This window comes from Mesorhizobium sp. M1E.F.Ca.ET.045.02.1.1 (assembly GCF_003952485.1).
Lineage (GTDB): Bacteria > Pseudomonadota > Alphaproteobacteria > Rhizobiales > Rhizobiaceae > Mesorhizobium.
Map to the genome: position 1 here is coordinate 3,669,882 of NZ_CP034447.1, position 15,277 is coordinate 3,685,158.

19 protein-coding genes are annotated in these 15,277 nt (G+C 61.1%); 5 read left to right on the top strand and 14 right to left on the bottom strand.

Annotated features, from left to right (window positions below; all coding sequences use genetic code 11):
* Nucleotides 1-10: 10 nt before the first annotated feature.
* From EJ070_RS17785 to EJ070_RS17835, 12 genes are all read right to left on the bottom strand, one after another.
* Nucleotides 11-565, bottom strand: a complete 555-nt coding sequence (locus EJ070_RS17785; RefSeq protein WP_126092526.1) for a hypothetical protein — start codon at nucleotides 563-565, stop codon at nucleotides 11-13.
* On the bottom strand, nucleotides 562-1,137 hold the full coding sequence (locus EJ070_RS17790) for a L,D-transpeptidase (protein ID WP_126092527.1): 576 nt from the start codon (nucleotides 1,135-1,137) through the stop codon (nucleotides 562-564). The genes EJ070_RS17785 and EJ070_RS17790 overlap by 4 nt, the downstream gene beginning before the upstream one ends.
* On the bottom strand, nucleotides 1,124-2,029 hold the full coding sequence (locus EJ070_RS17795) for an AAA family ATPase (protein ID WP_245464909.1): 906 nt from the start codon (nucleotides 2,027-2,029) through the stop codon (nucleotides 1,124-1,126). Before EJ070_RS17795 ends, EJ070_RS17790 begins: the two co-directional genes overlap by 14 nt.
* Nucleotides 2,030-2,167: 138 nt before the next feature.
* The gene (locus EJ070_RS37455) at nucleotides 2,168-2,290 is read right to left on the bottom strand and encodes a hypothetical protein (protein WP_281059660.1); all 123 of its coding nucleotides are present in this window, start codon (nucleotides 2,288-2,290) and stop codon (nucleotides 2,168-2,170) included.
* Nucleotides 2,287-2,883 (bottom strand): TadE/TadG family type IV pilus assembly protein, encoded by a 597-nt coding sequence (locus EJ070_RS17800; protein ID WP_245464910.1) that lies wholly within the window; start codon nucleotides 2,881-2,883, stop codon nucleotides 2,287-2,289. The genes EJ070_RS37455 and EJ070_RS17800 overlap by 4 nt, the downstream gene beginning before the upstream one ends.
* Before the next feature lie 41 nt (nucleotides 2,884-2,924).
* On the bottom strand, nucleotides 2,925-3,461 hold the full coding sequence (locus EJ070_RS17805; RefSeq protein ID WP_245464911.1) for a TadE/TadG family type IV pilus assembly protein: 537 nt from the start codon (nucleotides 3,459-3,461) through the stop codon (nucleotides 2,925-2,927).
* A gap of 5 nt (nucleotides 3,462-3,466) precedes the next feature.
* Nucleotides 3,467-4,999, bottom strand: coding sequence for a pilus assembly protein TadG-related protein (locus tag EJ070_RS17810; RefSeq protein WP_126092530.1), 1,533 nt, complete (start codon nucleotides 4,997-4,999; stop codon nucleotides 3,467-3,469).
* Between the two features lie 62 nt (nucleotides 5,000-5,061).
* Nucleotides 5,062-5,343 (bottom strand): hypothetical protein, encoded by a 282-nt coding sequence (locus tag EJ070_RS17815; protein ID WP_245464591.1) that lies wholly within the window; start codon nucleotides 5,341-5,343, stop codon nucleotides 5,062-5,064.
* Nucleotides 5,344-5,347: 4 nt separating this feature from the next.
* On the bottom strand, nucleotides 5,348-6,691 hold the full coding sequence (locus EJ070_RS17820; protein ID WP_245464592.1) for a type II and III secretion system protein family protein: 1,344 nt from the start codon (nucleotides 6,689-6,691) through the stop codon (nucleotides 5,348-5,350).
* Between the two features lie 158 nt (nucleotides 6,692-6,849).
* A complete protein-coding gene (cpaB, locus tag EJ070_RS17825; RefSeq protein ID WP_126092533.1) occupies nucleotides 6,850-7,908 on the bottom strand; it encodes a Flp pilus assembly protein CpaB in 1,059 nt (352 codons plus the stop codon).
* A gap of 93 nt (nucleotides 7,909-8,001) precedes the next feature.
* A complete protein-coding gene (locus EJ070_RS17830) occupies nucleotides 8,002-8,220 on the bottom strand; it encodes a Flp family type IVb pilin (RefSeq protein WP_126092534.1) in 219 nt (72 codons plus the stop codon).
* Nucleotides 8,221-8,297: 77 nt separating this feature from the next.
* Nucleotides 8,298-8,534, bottom strand: coding sequence for a Flp family type IVb pilin (locus EJ070_RS17835; protein WP_245464594.1), 237 nt, complete (start codon nucleotides 8,532-8,534; stop codon nucleotides 8,298-8,300).
* A gap of 494 nt (nucleotides 8,535-9,028) precedes the next feature.
* Between EJ070_RS17835 and EJ070_RS17840 the strand changes: the two genes are divergently transcribed.
* Genes EJ070_RS17840 through EJ070_RS17860 form a run of 5 tightly spaced genes read left to right on the top strand, consistent with a single transcriptional unit; the run spans nucleotide 9,029 to nucleotide 13,497 of the window.
* Nucleotides 9,029-10,411, top strand: coding sequence for a CpaF family protein (locus EJ070_RS17840; protein WP_126092535.1), 1,383 nt, complete (start codon nucleotides 9,029-9,031; stop codon nucleotides 10,409-10,411).
* On the top strand, nucleotides 10,411-11,382 hold the full coding sequence (locus tag EJ070_RS17845) for a type II secretion system F family protein (RefSeq protein WP_126092536.1): 972 nt from the start codon (nucleotides 10,411-10,413) through the stop codon (nucleotides 11,380-11,382). The genes EJ070_RS17840 and EJ070_RS17845 overlap by 1 nt, the downstream gene beginning before the upstream one ends.
* Nucleotides 11,383-11,415: 33 nt before the next feature.
* Nucleotides 11,416-12,351, top strand: a complete 936-nt coding sequence (locus tag EJ070_RS17850; RefSeq protein ID WP_245464595.1) for a type II secretion system F family protein — start codon at nucleotides 11,416-11,418, stop codon at nucleotides 12,349-12,351.
* A 52-nt stretch (nucleotides 12,352-12,403) separates the two neighbouring features.
* Nucleotides 12,404-12,955, top strand: a complete 552-nt coding sequence (locus EJ070_RS17855; RefSeq protein WP_126092537.1) for a tetratricopeptide repeat protein — start codon at nucleotides 12,404-12,406, stop codon at nucleotides 12,953-12,955.
* The gene (locus EJ070_RS17860) at nucleotides 12,952-13,497 is read left to right on the top strand and encodes a prepilin peptidase (protein ID WP_126092538.1); all 546 of its coding nucleotides are present in this window, start codon (nucleotides 12,952-12,954) and stop codon (nucleotides 13,495-13,497) included. Before EJ070_RS17855 ends, EJ070_RS17860 begins: the two co-directional genes overlap by 4 nt.
* Before the next feature lie 12 nt (nucleotides 13,498-13,509).
* On the opposite strand, the gene EJ070_RS17865 is transcribed toward EJ070_RS17860, so the two are convergent.
* Nucleotides 13,510-14,709: an ABC transporter substrate-binding protein gene (locus tag EJ070_RS17865; RefSeq protein WP_245464596.1), complete on the bottom strand. Its 1,200-nt coding sequence runs from the start codon at nucleotides 14,707-14,709 to the stop codon at nucleotides 13,510-13,512.
* A 141-nt stretch (nucleotides 14,710-14,850) separates the two neighbouring features.
* Nucleotides 14,851-15,219: a hypothetical protein gene (locus EJ070_RS17870; RefSeq protein ID WP_126092539.1), complete on the bottom strand. Its 369-nt coding sequence runs from the start codon at nucleotides 15,217-15,219 to the stop codon at nucleotides 14,851-14,853.
* Between the last annotated feature and the right edge of the window lie 58 nt (nucleotides 15,220-15,277).

Here is a 15,277-nt window from a genome sequence, read left to right on the forward strand (position 1 = left end):
CAGCGCGAGGTCAGTTGATCTTCTTGTAATAGACCTTGCCGTCCGCCTGCTGGATGCGCTGGTAGGACGGGTTGGGTCCAGGCGGCGCGACCTTCCGCTTGAACATCGGCGAGGCGTTGTCCGGCTCGGCTGGGTTCTCGACCGCGGACGCCTCCGCCACGGTCGTGCCTGCGAAACTGGGTTCTGGCGCGCGAGGCGTCTCCGTCTCGGTGGCGACCGGCTGGCCCTGCTCCAGCTTGGCCAGGTTGCTGTTGATCTGGCCGAAACTCGCCTGCAACTGCCGGTCCAGCGTTTCGAACCGGCTCTGGAAGCCGTTGTTGACCGTGTCGATGCGGGCGCCGATCCGCTGCTCGAACTGGCCAAGCTGCTCCAATCGCGTCTCCATCGCCCGAAGATCGTTGACGCCGCGATAGAGATAGACGGCGGCCGTCACGTTGACGGCGGTGACGAGCGCGGCACCCACCGCGACGGCGCCGATTATTCTCGCCCGGTTCGGCTTGCCGGGCGCCTTTTCCTGCTCGCCGAGTTCGATTGCCGGAACGTCCGGTACGCTGATCATCGTCATTCAACCACCACCTTTGCGCCCACCGCCACGCGCTTGAAGAGATCGATCACATCGGTATTCGTCAGTCTAAAGCATCCGGACGTGCCGTCAAAGCCGACACCCTTGGGATCGTTGGTGCCATGGATGCGATAGAGCGTATCGCGCCCGTCGCGCGAGAGATAGAGCGCCCTGGCGCCGAGCGGATTGTAGGGGCCGGCCGGCACCATCGCCGGCAGTTCCGGCTGGCGGGCGCGCATCTCCTTGGGCGGACGCCATTGCGGCCATTCGGTCTTGGATGCGACCTTGACCGTCCCCGTCCAGCCGAACCCGTCGCGCCCGACGCTGATCTGGTAGCGCAGCGCCTCGCCCGGGCTCGTCACCAGGTAGAGCGCCTTTTCGGTCTTGCGGATGATGATCGTGCCTGGCTGCTCGCCGGTCTGGAAGGCGACCGCCTTGCGCAGGCTGGGTCCCATGGCGGGAAGCGGCGGCAGGCCCGATCCGGCTTCCGCGAAACCGCAGGCCGACACCAGCGCGATGCCAGCCAGGCACGCGCCCGCCACGCTCGCAGCAATGCGGCGCTTAGCGCTGGGCATTGTCCAGCCGCTCCTTGAACATGCGCTTCAGGTCCTTGTTGAAGCGGGCCCGCCCGTCCACCTCGGAAGGCAGGATGGCGCGGTTCAGCGCGTCGGTGAGAAGCGCGTTGTCCAGCGCCAGCGACTTGATGTGCGGCGCCTTGAAGATCTTCTCCAGCTCGCTGCGCGAGAAGTGGTTGCCGAACCATTTGCGCTTGTGCTTGTTGGCGACCAGCGTGATCGAGACGCCGTTGCCGCGCAACTCGCGGATCTTCTTGTAGAGCCGCTTGCCTTGCCGCAAGGACGCGACGTTGAGCTCGAAGACGATGAAGATCTCGTCGCTCGTCCTAAGCACCGAATCGTGCCATGGCGTCTCGATGTTCGGCAGGTCGATGACGATGTCGTCGAAGCGGTAGGCCACGAGGTCGAGCAGCCGGAAGACGAAATCGGCGCCATGCGGCTCGAACGGCAATTGCGGCCGCTCGAAGGAATAGAGCGTGAGCCCGGAAGGCCGCGAAAGCTTGATGACGTCCATCAGCTCGACATCGAGCCGGTCCGGCTGGCCGATGATGCCGGCAAGGTCGAACTGGTTGAACTGGTTGAGATAGGCGCCGCAATTGGCGCTCTGGAAGTCGAGGTCGACGAGGCAGGTCGAGGCCGCCCGCTCGGCCGATTTCGAGGCGAGATGCTCCGCCGCCGAGAGCGCAAGCGTGGTCGCGCCGGCGCCGCCGCTGGCGGCAATGAAGGTGATGATCCGGCTCTTGGTGCCCTGGCTGCCGGTGTCGTGGAAGGTGACGGCGTTGAGCAGTTCCTTGGCGTCGAGCGGCTTGTGCAGCCAGTCCGACGCGTTCATGCGCACCAGCACCCGCGTCTGCTCGGAGGTCAGCTCGCCCGAGACCGCGATCAGCGGCATCGACGCCCAGGCCGAGCGCGCCTCGACCAGCGCATTGTTGCCGAGCAGTTCGCCGCCGCCGAGATCGAGGATGATGATGCCCGGCCGCGCGTCGACCGGCGGCCCTTTCAGAAACTCGACCGCCTCCGAACCTTGACGTCATAGATCGCCAGCGCGTCGAGCCGCCCGTGTCGTCACGTCGCGCGTGAAGTTAGCGTCGGAAGAAAACAGGGCGACCTGCTTGCGTTTCGTGGGCAGCACTCTGGTGTCGATGGCGTTCATGGGAACGTACTCTTCAAATCTTCGCCGGTTACAGTACTCAGCATGGAGGGCACTGTGATGTTGTTGAACCCGAGCAATCCGCCTAGGAAGAAGAACTGGAAGTTCATGTTCTGAAGGCTGACGGTGATTGTCGGCACCGGACCGCCAAGCCTGGTCTGGTAGCCGAGTCCGGTGGCAGTGTAAGCCACCGCAACGTTGCTGCGCAGCAACCCCGGGAAGTAGTGGCACATGCCAGGTCGCTGATTGGCCCCCAAAGCAGGGCACGCGTCGTCATTGGTGTTTGCGGTGTCGCCGCGGAAGACGCGGCTGAAATTGGCGGCGCTGAATGCACCACCGTTGGTGCACGAGCCTGTGTTTCCGGTGTAGCTGCAGACGAACGGCCCATAGGCGCCAGCGACCACCGGCGCGCCAGGAGTTGATGTCGGTGCGGCAGTTAGAAGAGCCGTGGCAACCGGATCGGAAATGGATGCCAGCCGGGCGCCGACCTGCACGGCTTTTGTCGCCGCGTTCCATTGAAAGAAGGCATAGCCAAAGTCAACGAAACCCAACGTTAGCACGAGCAGCAGCGTCAGGGCGATGGCCATCTCGACCATCGTTGCTCCGTCCTCGGATTTCACGAACCGCGTCAACATCATCAAAATCGGATCAACCGCTCCTGATGGCTTCCCCCGAGCGTGATCGAACTGATATTGAGCAGCGACAGCAACCCGATGCTGTCGCGGACGCTGTAGGGATAAGAGCCGGAAGCCGTCACAATACAGACCTGCGACGTGGTTGAGAGGTACATGACGTTGCCGTTGACGTCGACCGTGTTTCTGCAGGTAGCGGGGTCTGCGATGGAAATCGTGACGTCGGATTTTTGCCAGAGGTAGAGGCGCGGGCTGCCGGTTCCCGCCGGATTGCCGAAAACGGCGATGTTGGTGGCGGTGTCCGCGCAGTCGATCGTGAGTCCAGCGTTGGTGTACAGCGCGCTGTTGCAGCGCGCGGCAAAACGGGCTCCGTCGGAAAGTCCGGCCTCCATCAGCAGCTTGTCGTGGATGAGGTTGCCGAACTCGAACACGCCCGCCGACAGGATGAGCATCAACGGCGCGACGATGCTCATCTCCACAATCACCGTGCCGCGCTCGTCGCGGCGAAAGCGGTTCAAGATGCGGGACAACCAGCTCGACATCGCCATCACCGATAAAGCTGGGGTTCGTCGCGCAGGAAATTGTCGAGCGTTCCCTGTCCGCCGCGACCGGTTATGTCGACCAGTTCCACCATGACCGACGCTCCGACCGAGGCGGACGCGACTGGCTCGGTGAGGAAGAAGCTGGCGAAGGCTTCAACCGGAAGGTTGGTGCTGTTGCCGTTGAGGTTGTTCCCCGCCGCCTGAAGCGCCTGGCAATCGAGGATCGCGCCATAGAGCAACCGCCGATCGACCGAGGTCACCGGTGGCTGACAAGCGTTTTCTGGCGTCCCCACTTCGCCGCCCGCCGAGGCTGTTCCAACCAGACCGTTTGCAATCTCGTATCTATAAACATCGTAGCGGGTCGGCGCGCTGGTATCCCATGACGATGGATGGCTGACGGAGCCGAAATTGGTGCTCCAATAGCCAGAGAGGTCCCAATTTCCATCGCCCATCCGCCCGCCCATATAGGGCGTGGTGGCATCCCGAGGCAGGCCCATATTGGGCGAGCCAAACGTCAACTGGTTGTAGGTAGGGCATTGATTGCCGCCATTGCCGTTCCCATTCCCCCCCGATATCGCCCCTTTCCGGACATTGGCGGCTGGGCCGTATACCGCGCTGTTGTAGGCGCTGCCGTTGGCCCTGATGCCGAAACGGACATTGAAGGCGTCTTGAACCTGACCCGTGTTCTGGCCGGTCTTGGTGCTTACGCCCTCGGCCGAATAGCAGCCGAGCGGCGTCGAGGTGGCGATTGTCTCGGCAAGACCCTGCGCGCCATTGCCGACGTTCTCGGGTGGTTGAAGGAAGCCGAAATTGCCCGGCCCGTAGGCAGCATTGTTGCCCACCGTTCGTAGCTCGATGAGCCGGCGACGAATTGCCGGATCGGCAGCGGCCTGCTCGAGGGTGACGCCGCCGGCCGTATTGGTGCCGTTCACCATCTCAAACGGGTTGCAGATAAACACGGGCGTGTAGTTGCAGACGCCAGAGGTAAAACCGGCCACTGAGACGGCGCTGATATTGTAACTGGTGTCGGTCGCACTTCCTGAGGAAGAGACCGAGACCGGGAAAATCGACGTGAACGTTTCAGGCTGGGCGCTAACCTGGATAAAACGGGTCAGAACTGCCGACGCTGCATAGTTAGCTGACGTAATGGGGCTGGAATCATTGGCCGGGATACTGGCGAGGAAACACCACGAAATCTGCCCTCTTGACCGACACGCGGAATAGGTTGGATTGACAGTGGTACTACCGGTGCTCGGCAGCGTAACGAAACCTGCATCGGAGAATGTAGTGCTGTTGGAAACCAGATTCGCAAGGGCGTTCTCGGCCCGAGTCCACGAATCGGATCTGCCGTTCAACTCCGCTGCGGCGGCAAGTGCCAGCGCATCGGTGGCCTTCTGGAGGTCGTTGTGCAGGTTGTTCATCCTGCTCATGTCGATCGCCAGCAATGAGAAACCGATGATCGCCGGCAGCATGACGCTGACGAGGATCAGCGCTATTCCCCTCTGATCGTGCCAGAACGCGCGAATGGTCCGCAACATGGCCCTACTCTCTACTCTTTCGCGCTCCACCCCTCGTATGGCCCGCGCACCGCATCCTTCTGCTAATTCGCTCCGTTGGTCACGCCCGACGGCCCGACATTGACAGTCATATTCGTCGATGGCGGCGGGGGTGGCGGAATCCTGTAGCTTTTGACGACGCCCACCGCACGCTCGCCGTCGTCTTCGATCTTCGTGTTGTTCGAAGCCGGGTTATACGGGTCTACTGTCTGCAGCAGCGAATTGGCTTTCTGCGTATCACCCGACGCCAAGGTCATCGTGTCGTAATTATTGAGATAGTCAGCGGCACAACCTGCAAGCAGGCCGCTGCACAGAATGACGAGCAAGAGCTTATTTCTTGACATAGAGCATCTTGTCCTTCGATTTCACATCCAGCATGTGGCCATAGGGGCCGGTGACGCCTTCGCCCAGCTCATATTTGCGGATCATGTCCTTGCTGACTTCGAGCTGACCGAGCAGGAAAAGCTCCGGGTCATTGGATGGCTTCGTTTTGTCGAAAGGCGTTTCCAGTTGTTGCCCGGGCTTGACCGGTCGCACGAGGTGCGGCGTGACGACGACGACAAGCTCGGTCTCTTCCTTCTGGGTGCTCGAATTCCTGAACAGCGCGCCGACGATCGGCACCTGGCCGAGCCATGGCACCTGGTTCTGCAGCCTGGTGTTCTTGCTGGACAACAAGCCCGCGACCGCGAAGCTCTGGCCATCGCGCAACTCGACAACGGTCTCCAGCTTGCGGTTTGTGAAGATCGGGTCGCCGGCGCTGGTGAAGCCGGTCAGGTCGCTCACTTCCGGCGCCAGCTTGATATGGATCTTGCTGTCGTCGAGCACGACCGGCGTGAACAGAAGATTGACGCCGAATTGCTTGTACTCGATTTGCACCTCGCCATCATTGTTGACGCTGCGAATGGGCACCTGGCCACCGGCATTGAAGCTGGCCGGCTCGCCGGAAAGCGTGGTCAGGTTCGGTTCGGCCAGCGTGCGCACCACGCCTTTGGCCTCGAGCGCCTCGATGATCAGATCGACCTTGATGTTGCTGTCGACGACGCGGGTTATCAGTGCCGCGAAAGGATTGGTGTTCGACAAGAGGCCGGTGAGTAGGTCCCCAGATCCGAGCACCACACCATCTTCGTCGACGGCAGCGTCGCCAGTCCCGGTGCGGGTTGTTCCGCTGCGATTGGTGCTCTTTATTGAAACGCCGAGATCGCGGCCGGCGTTGCGCTTGGCTTCCAGCACGCGCACTTCAAGATTCACCTGCTGGCTGTCGTCGACGATGACTGAGTTGATGATGCCGTCGGGGCCATATTGCTGAGCGACTTCCACGATGGATGCCAGCGTCGCGGCATCCTTGACATGACCGCCCAGCCTGATCTTGCCGTTGATCGAGCCGATTTCAATGCGGGCCCGGGGCGCCACCTGGCGGATTGCGGCCGCCATATCGCTGACGTCTTGCCCGACCTCGACCTGGAGCGTGCCCAGCGAGCGCTTGTCTTCGGAAAACAGATTGACGGTTGTGGTGCCGACACCCTTGCCGATGACATAGAGCGTCTTGTCGGTCATCGGCTGGGCATCGGCGATCTTTTCGTCGCCCACAACAATGTCGCCCAGAGTGGAGTTTACCTGGATCGTCACCGACTGCGATACCGGCACGAAGAGGCGATGGATAGTTGGGTTCGACACGTCGATACTGCGGTCAGCGGCGCGCGCCACGGGACTCAGTGACAGCAAGGCGCAGGATAAGGCGAAAGCGGTGGCCGCCAACAGTTTCCGGAACACACACATCTACACTGACCCCCTTGCCGGCTGATTCGGACTCCGTAGATCCTAATGTGCCGGTCTCATTTTTGTCGCGGCACATCATATGTTTCGAGCTTTATACCTCGAAACACACCGATTGTCGCCCGTGCCGGCGGTTCCGGCTGTACATACTTGATCTCTTCCTTGACGATTTCCTTCCCTTGCGGCGCAGATGCCACAGCCGGGGCCGGCTTGACCTTGCTCAAGTCGTCGAGTTTGTTGCCTACCCGTTCGACGGCCTGGGCCAAACCGGCTATCTTTTCGTCCGAACGCTTGCGCTCGTCCTCGGCGCGCTTGCGGTCCGCAGCGGCTGCGGCATCGGCGGCCTTCTGCCTCTCGAGTTCGGCCTGTCGTTTGGCGACATCTTCGGGAGTGTCGCCGGTCAGGTCTGAGAGGGTAACGCGCTCTGTCGACTCGCCGTTGCTGGCAGCAGCTTGGCGAAGTGCCAGCGACAGCTGCCCTGCGCCGGCAGCCAGAGTCAGTTTCTGCGCGTCCTTTGTGTTGACTTCGACGGTGACCGCCTTGACGACAGTCGGGCTGTCCTTGCTCTCATCGGCAACCTGGTCGACGGCGAGAACCTTGACGCTCTGCAGCAGCACATCGACGAAACTCTTTTGCACGCCACCGTCCTGCGTCGTGCGCGTCAGCAGCACGTCGACCCGGTCACCGGGAAAGACAAAGCCGGCGACGCCCAGCACGTCGTTGACCCTGATGGAAACGGCCTTCATGCCTTCGCCGAGCACCGCTGAAAGCGTTGCGCGCTGGCCCGGGCCTGTGATCTTGCCGGCAAGAACAGGTTCATTGACGCCGATCGTTTGCAGGGCTTGCTTGCTGCCTTGGCCGGCCAGCAGGTCTTTGGTCGTCTTGAAGGCACCGGCCGGAACGGCGCCCGCGGGCCAGGCGATTTCCTGAAGCTTGTCGGCGGTCAGCGTGTCGCCGAATTTCAGCGGCACTGCCGCCACCACCACCGTGTCGCGTTTCACACCTTCGGACCGGGCCAACGCGCTGCGCTGGTTGGCGAGCCAGATATTGGCAAGTACAACCGCCAGAACGCCGAACACACAGGCGAGGATAATCATTATGATTGTGTTTGCACGCATAGCCCCAACCCCAAAAAAGCCTGCAAATACTTAGTCGTAAGCCCCACCGACCGCATCAGGCCCGAGCCCGAAAACCCGGGCCTGATGTCTGCGTCAGGTTCCCGTTCCTGCACCCGCGTTGCAGGTGCCGATACCGGAAGTATTCATAATGCCGCATAGGTTCGTGAAGCGTCCGCTGACCCATAGGCCAATGGCGACGATCGCGAGGATCGCGGCGCCGGCGATGATGCCGACCAGGATGGAATATTCGACCATCGCAGCGCCGGTTTCGTCATCGCGGAACTGCTTGGCCATACCGATGAGCTTTTCCATTTGAATTCTCCTCATGGCAGGGTTGAAACCCAACCAGCCAGGCCCGGACCCATTGGCCCGGGCCTGATGGAATAAGCTCAGGTACCGGTACCGGCGCCAGCGTTGCACGTGCCGGTGCCGCCACCCGCGACCACGCCGTGGCCGTTCAAAATGCTGCACAGGCCCGTAAAGCGTCCGGTGACCCACAGACCGATGGCGACGATCGCAAGGATCGCTGCGCCGGCGATGATGCCAACCAGGATGGAATATTCGACCATAGCAGCGCCGTTGTCGTCGTCGCGGAACTGCCGGGCCATCGTCATGAGCTTCTTCATGCCAATTTCTCCCTTTGGAGGTTTGAACCCGACGAGACGAGCTAAGGATGAACCCCATACCCAAGCATCCCCCGTCACGTTCAATCCTAGGTCCGGCAAAAAAGCCAAGTCAAACGGATTAACAGTCCCTTAACCTTTCAATACTCGATTCGGAACTCTTTCATTTTCGACAACAGCTTGATTCGCCTTGATTTTCAAGTGATCTTAACCATTCATTCATAATTCCGCCGCAGTCGTACCGGCGTCTCGTCATATTAGGAGTCGTGCATAACTCTTTATATCTGGTGGTTTAGAGGTGCGGCCGTCCATGCTGGGACGAAGGTCCTAGGACTTTAGTCTGTAAGCCTGGAGTAAGGCAAAAATAAAACGATTTCCCGAAATCCGTTTCTTAACTATGTCGCAAGTAATATGTCCAGTGTGTCCCGCGGGCGCTTGTGCCCCTCGTGGTTAACGCTTAGTTTCGATGACGGGGAAATCGCAGGGGGTCGAGCGGCATGCTTGGTCGCTTCATCAAAGGATCGAATGAACAGCGAGCGCTGCAGCCGGCGCCAGCCATCGCGGCTTCTAACGGATCGGCAAGCGCTCCCGCGGTGGAAGTCGAACAGAATGACGATTTCCTGACCCTCAAGGTCGAGCTGCACCGCCATCTCATCGACCGCTTCAATCTCACGGCTCTCGAAAATGCTTCCAAGGATGAGATCCTGAACGAGATTCGGCCGATCGTGCGGGAGTTCGTTCGCAATCGAAACGTGCCGCTGAACGCCCGCGAGCTCGATCAGCTGACCAGCGACACCGCTGATGAAATGCTGGGACTGGGGCCGATCGAACCCTTGCTCAAGGACGATTCGATTGCCGACATATTGATCAACACCCACAATCACGTCTTCATCGAACGTCGCGGCGTGCTGGAGGAAACTTCAATCCGCTTTCGCGACGAGGCGCATCTGCTGCGCGTCGTGAATAAGATCGTCTCGAATATCGGCAGGCGTGTCGATGAATCCTCACCCATGGTCGATGCGCGCCTCGATGACGGTTCCCGCGTCAACATCGCGGTGCGGCCGATCTCGGTGGATGGCCCGCTGGTGTCGATCCGCAAATTCTCGAAACATCCCTATTCGCTCGAACGCCTTATGGCGTTCAACTCGATCCGCCAGCCCATGGTCGACCTGATGCGGATCGCGGTGCAGACGCGAAAGTCGATCCTGGTTTCGGGCGGCACCGGCAGCGGCAAGACCACACTGCTCAATGCCTTGTCGAGCTATATCCCGGCCAGGGAGCGTCTCATCACCATCGAGGACGCCGCGGAACTGCAATTGCAGCAGCCGCATGTCGGCCGGCTTGAGACGCGTCCGCCCAATGTCGAGGGCAAGGGCGAGGTTCGCCAACGTGAGCTGGTCAAGAATGCGCTGCGCATGCGCCCGGATCGCATCATCGTCGGCGAGGTTCGCGGCGAGGAAGCCTTCGACATGCTGCAGGCGATGAACACCGGCCACGAAGGCTCGATGACCACCATCCATGCCAACAGCCCGCGTGATGCGCTATCCCGCCTCGAACAAATGGTCGGTATGGCCGGCATGCCCATGACGCACGAGTCGATTCGGGCGCAGATCGCTTCAGCGATCGACATCATCGTGCAGACGCAGCGTCTTTCCGACGGCGGCCGGCGGGTCATTTCCATTTCGGAACTGACCGGCATGGAGGGCAATGTCGTTCAATTGCAGGAACTTTACCACTTTGTTCGCCGCGACGTCGCGGCCGATGGCCAGATCGTCGGCGAGTTTCGCGCCACGGGCATCCGCCCCCGCTTTGCTCAGGAAGCAGCGACCTTGGGCTTTCACTTCGCCAAGGACGCCTTCAATCCGCAGGTGCCGCTCTGATGTTGACCGGCCAGACCCTGCTCTATTTCATCTATGTGCTGGCGGCCGCGTCCGTCATCCTCGCGGCCGAGACGCTATACGTTTCCTATGCGAAGGGCCGCTCGCGGGCCGGCACGATCAACCGGCGGCTTAAGCGTCTGGCCGAAGAGGGACCCGCCGAGCACGCGTTGCAAGGCCTGCTGCGCGAACGTGGTCTGACCGATTCCGGTGACTATGTCTTTGGCGCGGTCGGGCTGAACAGGCTTTACACGCAGTCCGGCATCACTGGAAATCCGCTGACCTTCGCTTTGGTGTTCATCCTGGCGGGGCTGGTTGTCGCGCTGATTTTCAAGCTGTTGCTGGGGTTTTCCGCAATTGCTGCCTTCGTGACCTTCATCATTGTAGGTTTTATCCTGCCGCTGCTGTTCCTTCGCCGGGCCCGCAACAAGCGGATCATGAAATTCGCCAAGCAGTTGCCCAATGCGCTCGACATGATCGTCCGCTCGCTGCGCGCCGGCCATCCGGTTTCGGTGGCGGTCGGCCTGGTAGCGCGTGAAATGCCTGATCCGCTCGGCACTGAATTCGGTATCGTTTCCGACGAGATCACCTTCGGCCTCAGCATCGAGCAGGCCGTACGAAAGCTGTCGGAGCGGGTGGGCTTCGAGGGTCTCCACCTTCTTTCGGTGTCGCTTTCCATTCAGTCCAAGACTGGCGGTAATCTTACCGAGATACTTGCCAATCTGTCTGGCGTGCTGCGCGAGCGGCAAAAGCTTAGAATGAAGATCAGGGCCCTCTCCGCCGAGGGCCGATTCTCGGCATGGATAATCTCACTCTTCCCGATCGTCATGTTCGGGATCCTTTGGATCGTTGCCCCGACCTACTACGGCGCGGTCTGGGGGAATCCGCTCATCTTTCCGGTTTTCACGATCTTCGGCGTCTGGGCGCTGCTCGGCGACTTCATCATGTATCGCATGATCAATTTCGATTTTTGATTGGAGCGGAACATAACCACCCTTTCGAATATATTGAGTTCCGAGCTTCTCGTCTCGCTTTCGGTTTTCGGTGCGGCGGTGGCGCTGTTCCTTTTCGGCGCATTCATCTTTCTGCCCGCCTTTCAAACTCGAAAGCTGGTCACTGAAAGCCTGTTGTCGGAAGGGGGGCTCAATCGGCGTTCGCTGGACGCACAGCAGCAGCTGATCAAGATTGCGGCGCAGCGGCCGGTCGACGCATACTTCCGCGCGCTCGAGAAGGAACGCGGGGAGCCTAACGCCCTTGAGGCAAAACTGTTTCGCGCAGGCTTCTACCACGCGAGTGCGCCGCTTTTCTACACACTGTCCCGCATAGGTGCTGTCGCCGTTGGCTTTCTGGCGGTTTATACTGGCTTGATTGCCGTTCTGCCCCCCCAAATTCCCGGCTTCATTGCATTTGCCGGTGCCGCCGTGTTCGGGTTGGCTTGCCTGGTCATTCCAAGCATAGCGCTCGATCGTTTCGAGAATGCGCAGAAGCAGACATACCGCCGTGGCTTTCCTGACTTCATGGACATGATGATCACCTGCGCCGATGCCGGCATGAGCCTGGAGGCGGCGGTCGAGCGGGTGAGCCAGGAAATGGCCGGCACCCATAAATGGCTGGGTATCCAATTGGCAATCATGAATCTGCAGCTACGTGCCGGCAAGCCGCTGCGTGAAGCGCTGCGCGAGCTGGCCGATCGGATCGGTCTCGAGGAAGCGCGCGCGCTCGCCGTCCTGTTCCGCCAGTCGGAAGAACTTGGCACCAGCCTCACGGAAGCCCTCCGCGTCTACAGTGATGAAATGCGAACCCAGAGAATTCTTCAGGCCGAGGAACGCGCCAACGCGCTTCCGGTCAAAATGATGATACCTCTGGGCATCTGCATTTTCCCAGTGGTGCTCATGATCGTCCTCTTGCCGGTAATCATTCGCATGAGAGGCATTTTCTTCTAGCCGGTCGTATGATTACCCTCTAAAACTGAGTCGGGGACTCGTGGGATACACAATGATACGGCCAAAGCGCTTCGCATTTGCGATCAGCCTGCTGCTTGTCTTCCTTGCGGGCTGCCAGACAAAAGACATCGCCGACGGTGTGGTTCGCACCAACGAGCCGGCTAAAGGCGACTACACCGCCTTTGGCGATGCCTTCGATGGTCTGAAGACGGTCAGCGATGTCGACTACTATGCCTCGGACCAAGCGGTTACCGAGGCCAAGACCCAGTTCCGTTCGGAAAACTACGGCAATGCCGGCGCCCTGTTCTACAAGGCCACACGGCTGGCGCCCAATGATGGCGTCGCCTGGCTTGGTCTTGCCGCCTCCTGCGATCGTATCCGTCGTTTCGACCTTGCCGACCTCGCTTACAGCCGCGCCCACAAGCTGCTCGGCGCCACGCCCGAATACTACAACAATGTCGGCTATTCCTATCTGCTGCGCGGCAAGCTCCAGGAAGCGCGCGCCAACTTCCTCAAGGCCTATGAGCTCGCGCCCAACGATCCGACGGTCGCCAACAATTTGAAGCTTCTGTCATCCAGTGTGCGCAACATAGAACGGTCATGAGCCTTTTGCTTGCCGCGTCGCTGCTGCTCAAGGCGTTGGCCGTTCCATTGCTTGCGAGGGTCGCCTGGGTCGATTTCTCGACCCAGAAGATCTCCAACCGCGACGTTCTTTTGCTGCTTTGCTTAGGGCTCGGTTCGCTGCAACTTTTCTCGGTTCAGGCGGGGTCTTGGTGGGGCATGGGCCTCAGCGCCATTGCCGGCCTGATCCTGTTCATCGCGCTCTTTCCGTTCTGGGTCCTGCGCAAGGTCGGCGCCGGCGATGTGAAGCTGATAGCCGTCACGCCGTTTCTGATTGGCGGAAGCAATCTTACGGTGTTTTCCGTGTTGCTGCTGGTTTTTGCCATCGCCACGGCGGCCGTGGTCAAGAATCCTTTTCTGCTGCCGGCCGGGATGTTTCGCCACTATGTGCAACATTTGGATCGGAAAGGGGTGGTTCCGTTTGGCGTGCCCATCTCCGCGGCTGCGATCTGCACGATAGTTTTGCAGATGTACCAGGCCCTTATGGTCGCAACCAGTACCGGCATTCTGCAGCAGCTCAACTGAGCTTGCTCCCCCTCAAAACCCCGCCGTCTGCTTCTCCACCAGCTTGAGCTGGCCTTTCTCTACCTTGAAGAACGGCATCGATCTTTGGCTCGAGCCGTCGGCGCGGAAGCGGAACAGGCCGGTCGAGCCGCGGAAGCCGCTGGCATTCTCCAGCACCTGCTTGGAGAAACCGTTCGGGCCGACCGAGCTCGCAATGCCGGCCGACAGCGCCACCATGTCGTAGGCATAGGCGACGTTGACGTCGGGCTGATAATTGTAGGTCGCCTTGAAACGGTCGGCGATCGGCCCGGTCTCGCTCTGGTCGAGCGTCGCGATATAGGCGCCTTCATAGAGCGGATCCACCGGATGCTCGAGCCAGCGGTTGGTGCCGATCAGGCTCACGGCCTTGCCCGGAATGCCTTTCGCCTTCAGCGCGCTGAGCACGGCGACAGGGCTGCCGTCGCCGCTGGCGACGACGACCGCATCGGGCGCCTCGACCAGCGAGCCCATGTCGGACACCACCTTGGCGCCGTCCGATGCCGAATAGGGAAGCGTCACGGCGAGCGTCGCGCCATAGATGCTGAGCGCGTTGGCGACCCTGGCCTCGATGGCGCCGGCATTGGCGCCGGCCGGCACCATCAGCACGAATTTCCTGGCGCCCTTGCCGGCGACGGCGGCCGCGCCCGCGGCCGCGCTGTCGGCTTCGCTGAGCCGCACCGAATAGACGCCGGGGCCGCCGGCGAAATTGTCGGCCAGCGCCAGCACCGGCGGCCGCGTCGTGCCGGAGAGCTTGGCAAGGTGCTGCGCCGCCGCAAGCTCGGCCGGCCCGATGACCACCTTCGCGCCGCCGGACGTGATCGCCTTCACCGCCAGGTCCTTGGCAAGGGAGCTGTCGCCGCGCGTGTCCTCGATTGTCAGCGTCACCAGCTTGTCGCCGAGATCGGTCATCGCCAGCCGCGCGGCATCATACATCTTCCTGCCGTTCTCTCCCGTGCTTCCCGAGGCGGAGAGGGGCAAAAGCATGGTGATCTTGGTCGCGCCCGTGCCGAGCGTCAGATTGCCCTTCGGCGCGGCGGTCGCGGCGGAGCCGGCGGTCAGTTGCGCGGGCGTCGTGGCGGTGCTGCTGGCCTGGCTGGCAGGCGCGGCGATCGCCGCCGGATCGAGCACGTCCGATGCGCCGCTCTTCGATTGGCAGCCGGAGACGGCCGCGACGGCGACAAGCGCGAGCGCCAAGGTTCGCGACTGCCGGAAATGGGTTTGCCGCCCAGGCTCGGCAGGCGTGGCAACCTGCGCTGGACGCACGAGGGCATTCGCCCCCGCCCAGGCTCTCATGGCCATCATCGCAGCCGATCGGCGCAGCGTTCGCTCGTCAGCTCAATGCATGTATTCGACCATGCGGTCGTGGAAGCACTCGCATTTGTTGAGCGTATCTTCGTCCTTATAGTTCGTCTTGAGGTAGCCATAGGCCATGCCGCAGGCGACCTTGGCTTCCGAAGCCCAGACGAAGGCGGGGCGCGACGAGTTGATCCATTCCGGGCTGTTGGCGACGGCGATGGATTCGTCCATCAGCTTCACCACATGGTCCTTGAGCTCGACCATGTTGTCGGTCAGCACCAGGTCCGACGCGCCCACGGTGCGGCAATAGTTCACCGCCGGCTCGCCGATGATGTCGGCGGCAAAGCCCGTCGATCCAGCCAAGAGCAGCGCCGTGGCCGAAGCCAGAAGTCTTGCACCACGCTTCATGTAAGTCCCTCTCCAAATTGCGAATTCACGGTTCGCTAATGCATAGCACGGAACTTTG

Coding starts and splice junctions, on each gene's coding strand:
- EJ070_RS17785 (WP_126092526.1), bottom strand. CDS start 565: ATGACGATGATCAGCGTACCGGACGTTCCGGCAATCGAACTCGGCGAG.
- EJ070_RS17790 (WP_126092527.1), bottom strand. CDS start 1,137: ATGCCCAGCGCTAAGCGCCGCATTGCTGCGAGCGTGGCGGGCGCGTGC.
- EJ070_RS17795 (WP_245464909.1), bottom strand. CDS start 2,029: ATGCCGCTGATCGCGGTCTCGGGCGAGCTGACCTCCGAGCAGACGCGG.
- EJ070_RS37455 (WP_281059660.1), bottom strand. CDS start 2,290: ATGAACGCCATCGACACCAGAGTGCTGCCCACGAAACGCAAGCAGGTC.
- EJ070_RS17800 (WP_245464910.1), bottom strand. CDS start 2,883: ATGGTCGAGATGGCCATCGCCCTGACGCTGCTGCTCGTGCTAACGTTG.
- EJ070_RS17805 (WP_245464911.1), bottom strand. CDS start 3,461: ATGTCGAGCTGGTTGTCCCGCATCTTGAACCGCTTTCGCCGCGACGAG.
- EJ070_RS17810 (WP_126092530.1), bottom strand. CDS start 4,999: ATGTTGCGGACCATTCGCGCGTTCTGGCACGATCAGAGGGGAATAGCG.
- cpaB (WP_126092533.1), bottom strand. CDS start 7,908: ATGCGTGCAAACACAATCATAATGATTATCCTCGCCTGTGTGTTCGGC.
- EJ070_RS17830 (WP_126092534.1), bottom strand. CDS start 8,220: ATGGAAAAGCTCATCGGTATGGCCAAGCAGTTCCGCGATGACGAAACC.
- EJ070_RS17835 (WP_245464594.1), bottom strand. CDS start 8,534: ATGAAGAAGCTCATGACGATGGCCCGGCAGTTCCGCGACGACGACAAC.
- EJ070_RS17840 (WP_126092535.1), top strand. CDS start 9,029: ATGCTTGGTCGCTTCATCAAAGGATCGAATGAACAGCGAGCGCTGCAG.
- EJ070_RS17845 (WP_126092536.1), top strand. CDS start 10,411: ATGTTGACCGGCCAGACCCTGCTCTATTTCATCTATGTGCTGGCGGCC.
- EJ070_RS17855 (WP_126092537.1), top strand. CDS start 12,404: ATGATACGGCCAAAGCGCTTCGCATTTGCGATCAGCCTGCTGCTTGTC.
- EJ070_RS17860 (WP_126092538.1), top strand. CDS start 12,952: ATGAGCCTTTTGCTTGCCGCGTCGCTGCTGCTCAAGGCGTTGGCCGTT.
- EJ070_RS17870 (WP_126092539.1), bottom strand. CDS start 15,219: ATGAAGCGTGGTGCAAGACTTCTGGCTTCGGCCACGGCGCTGCTCTTG.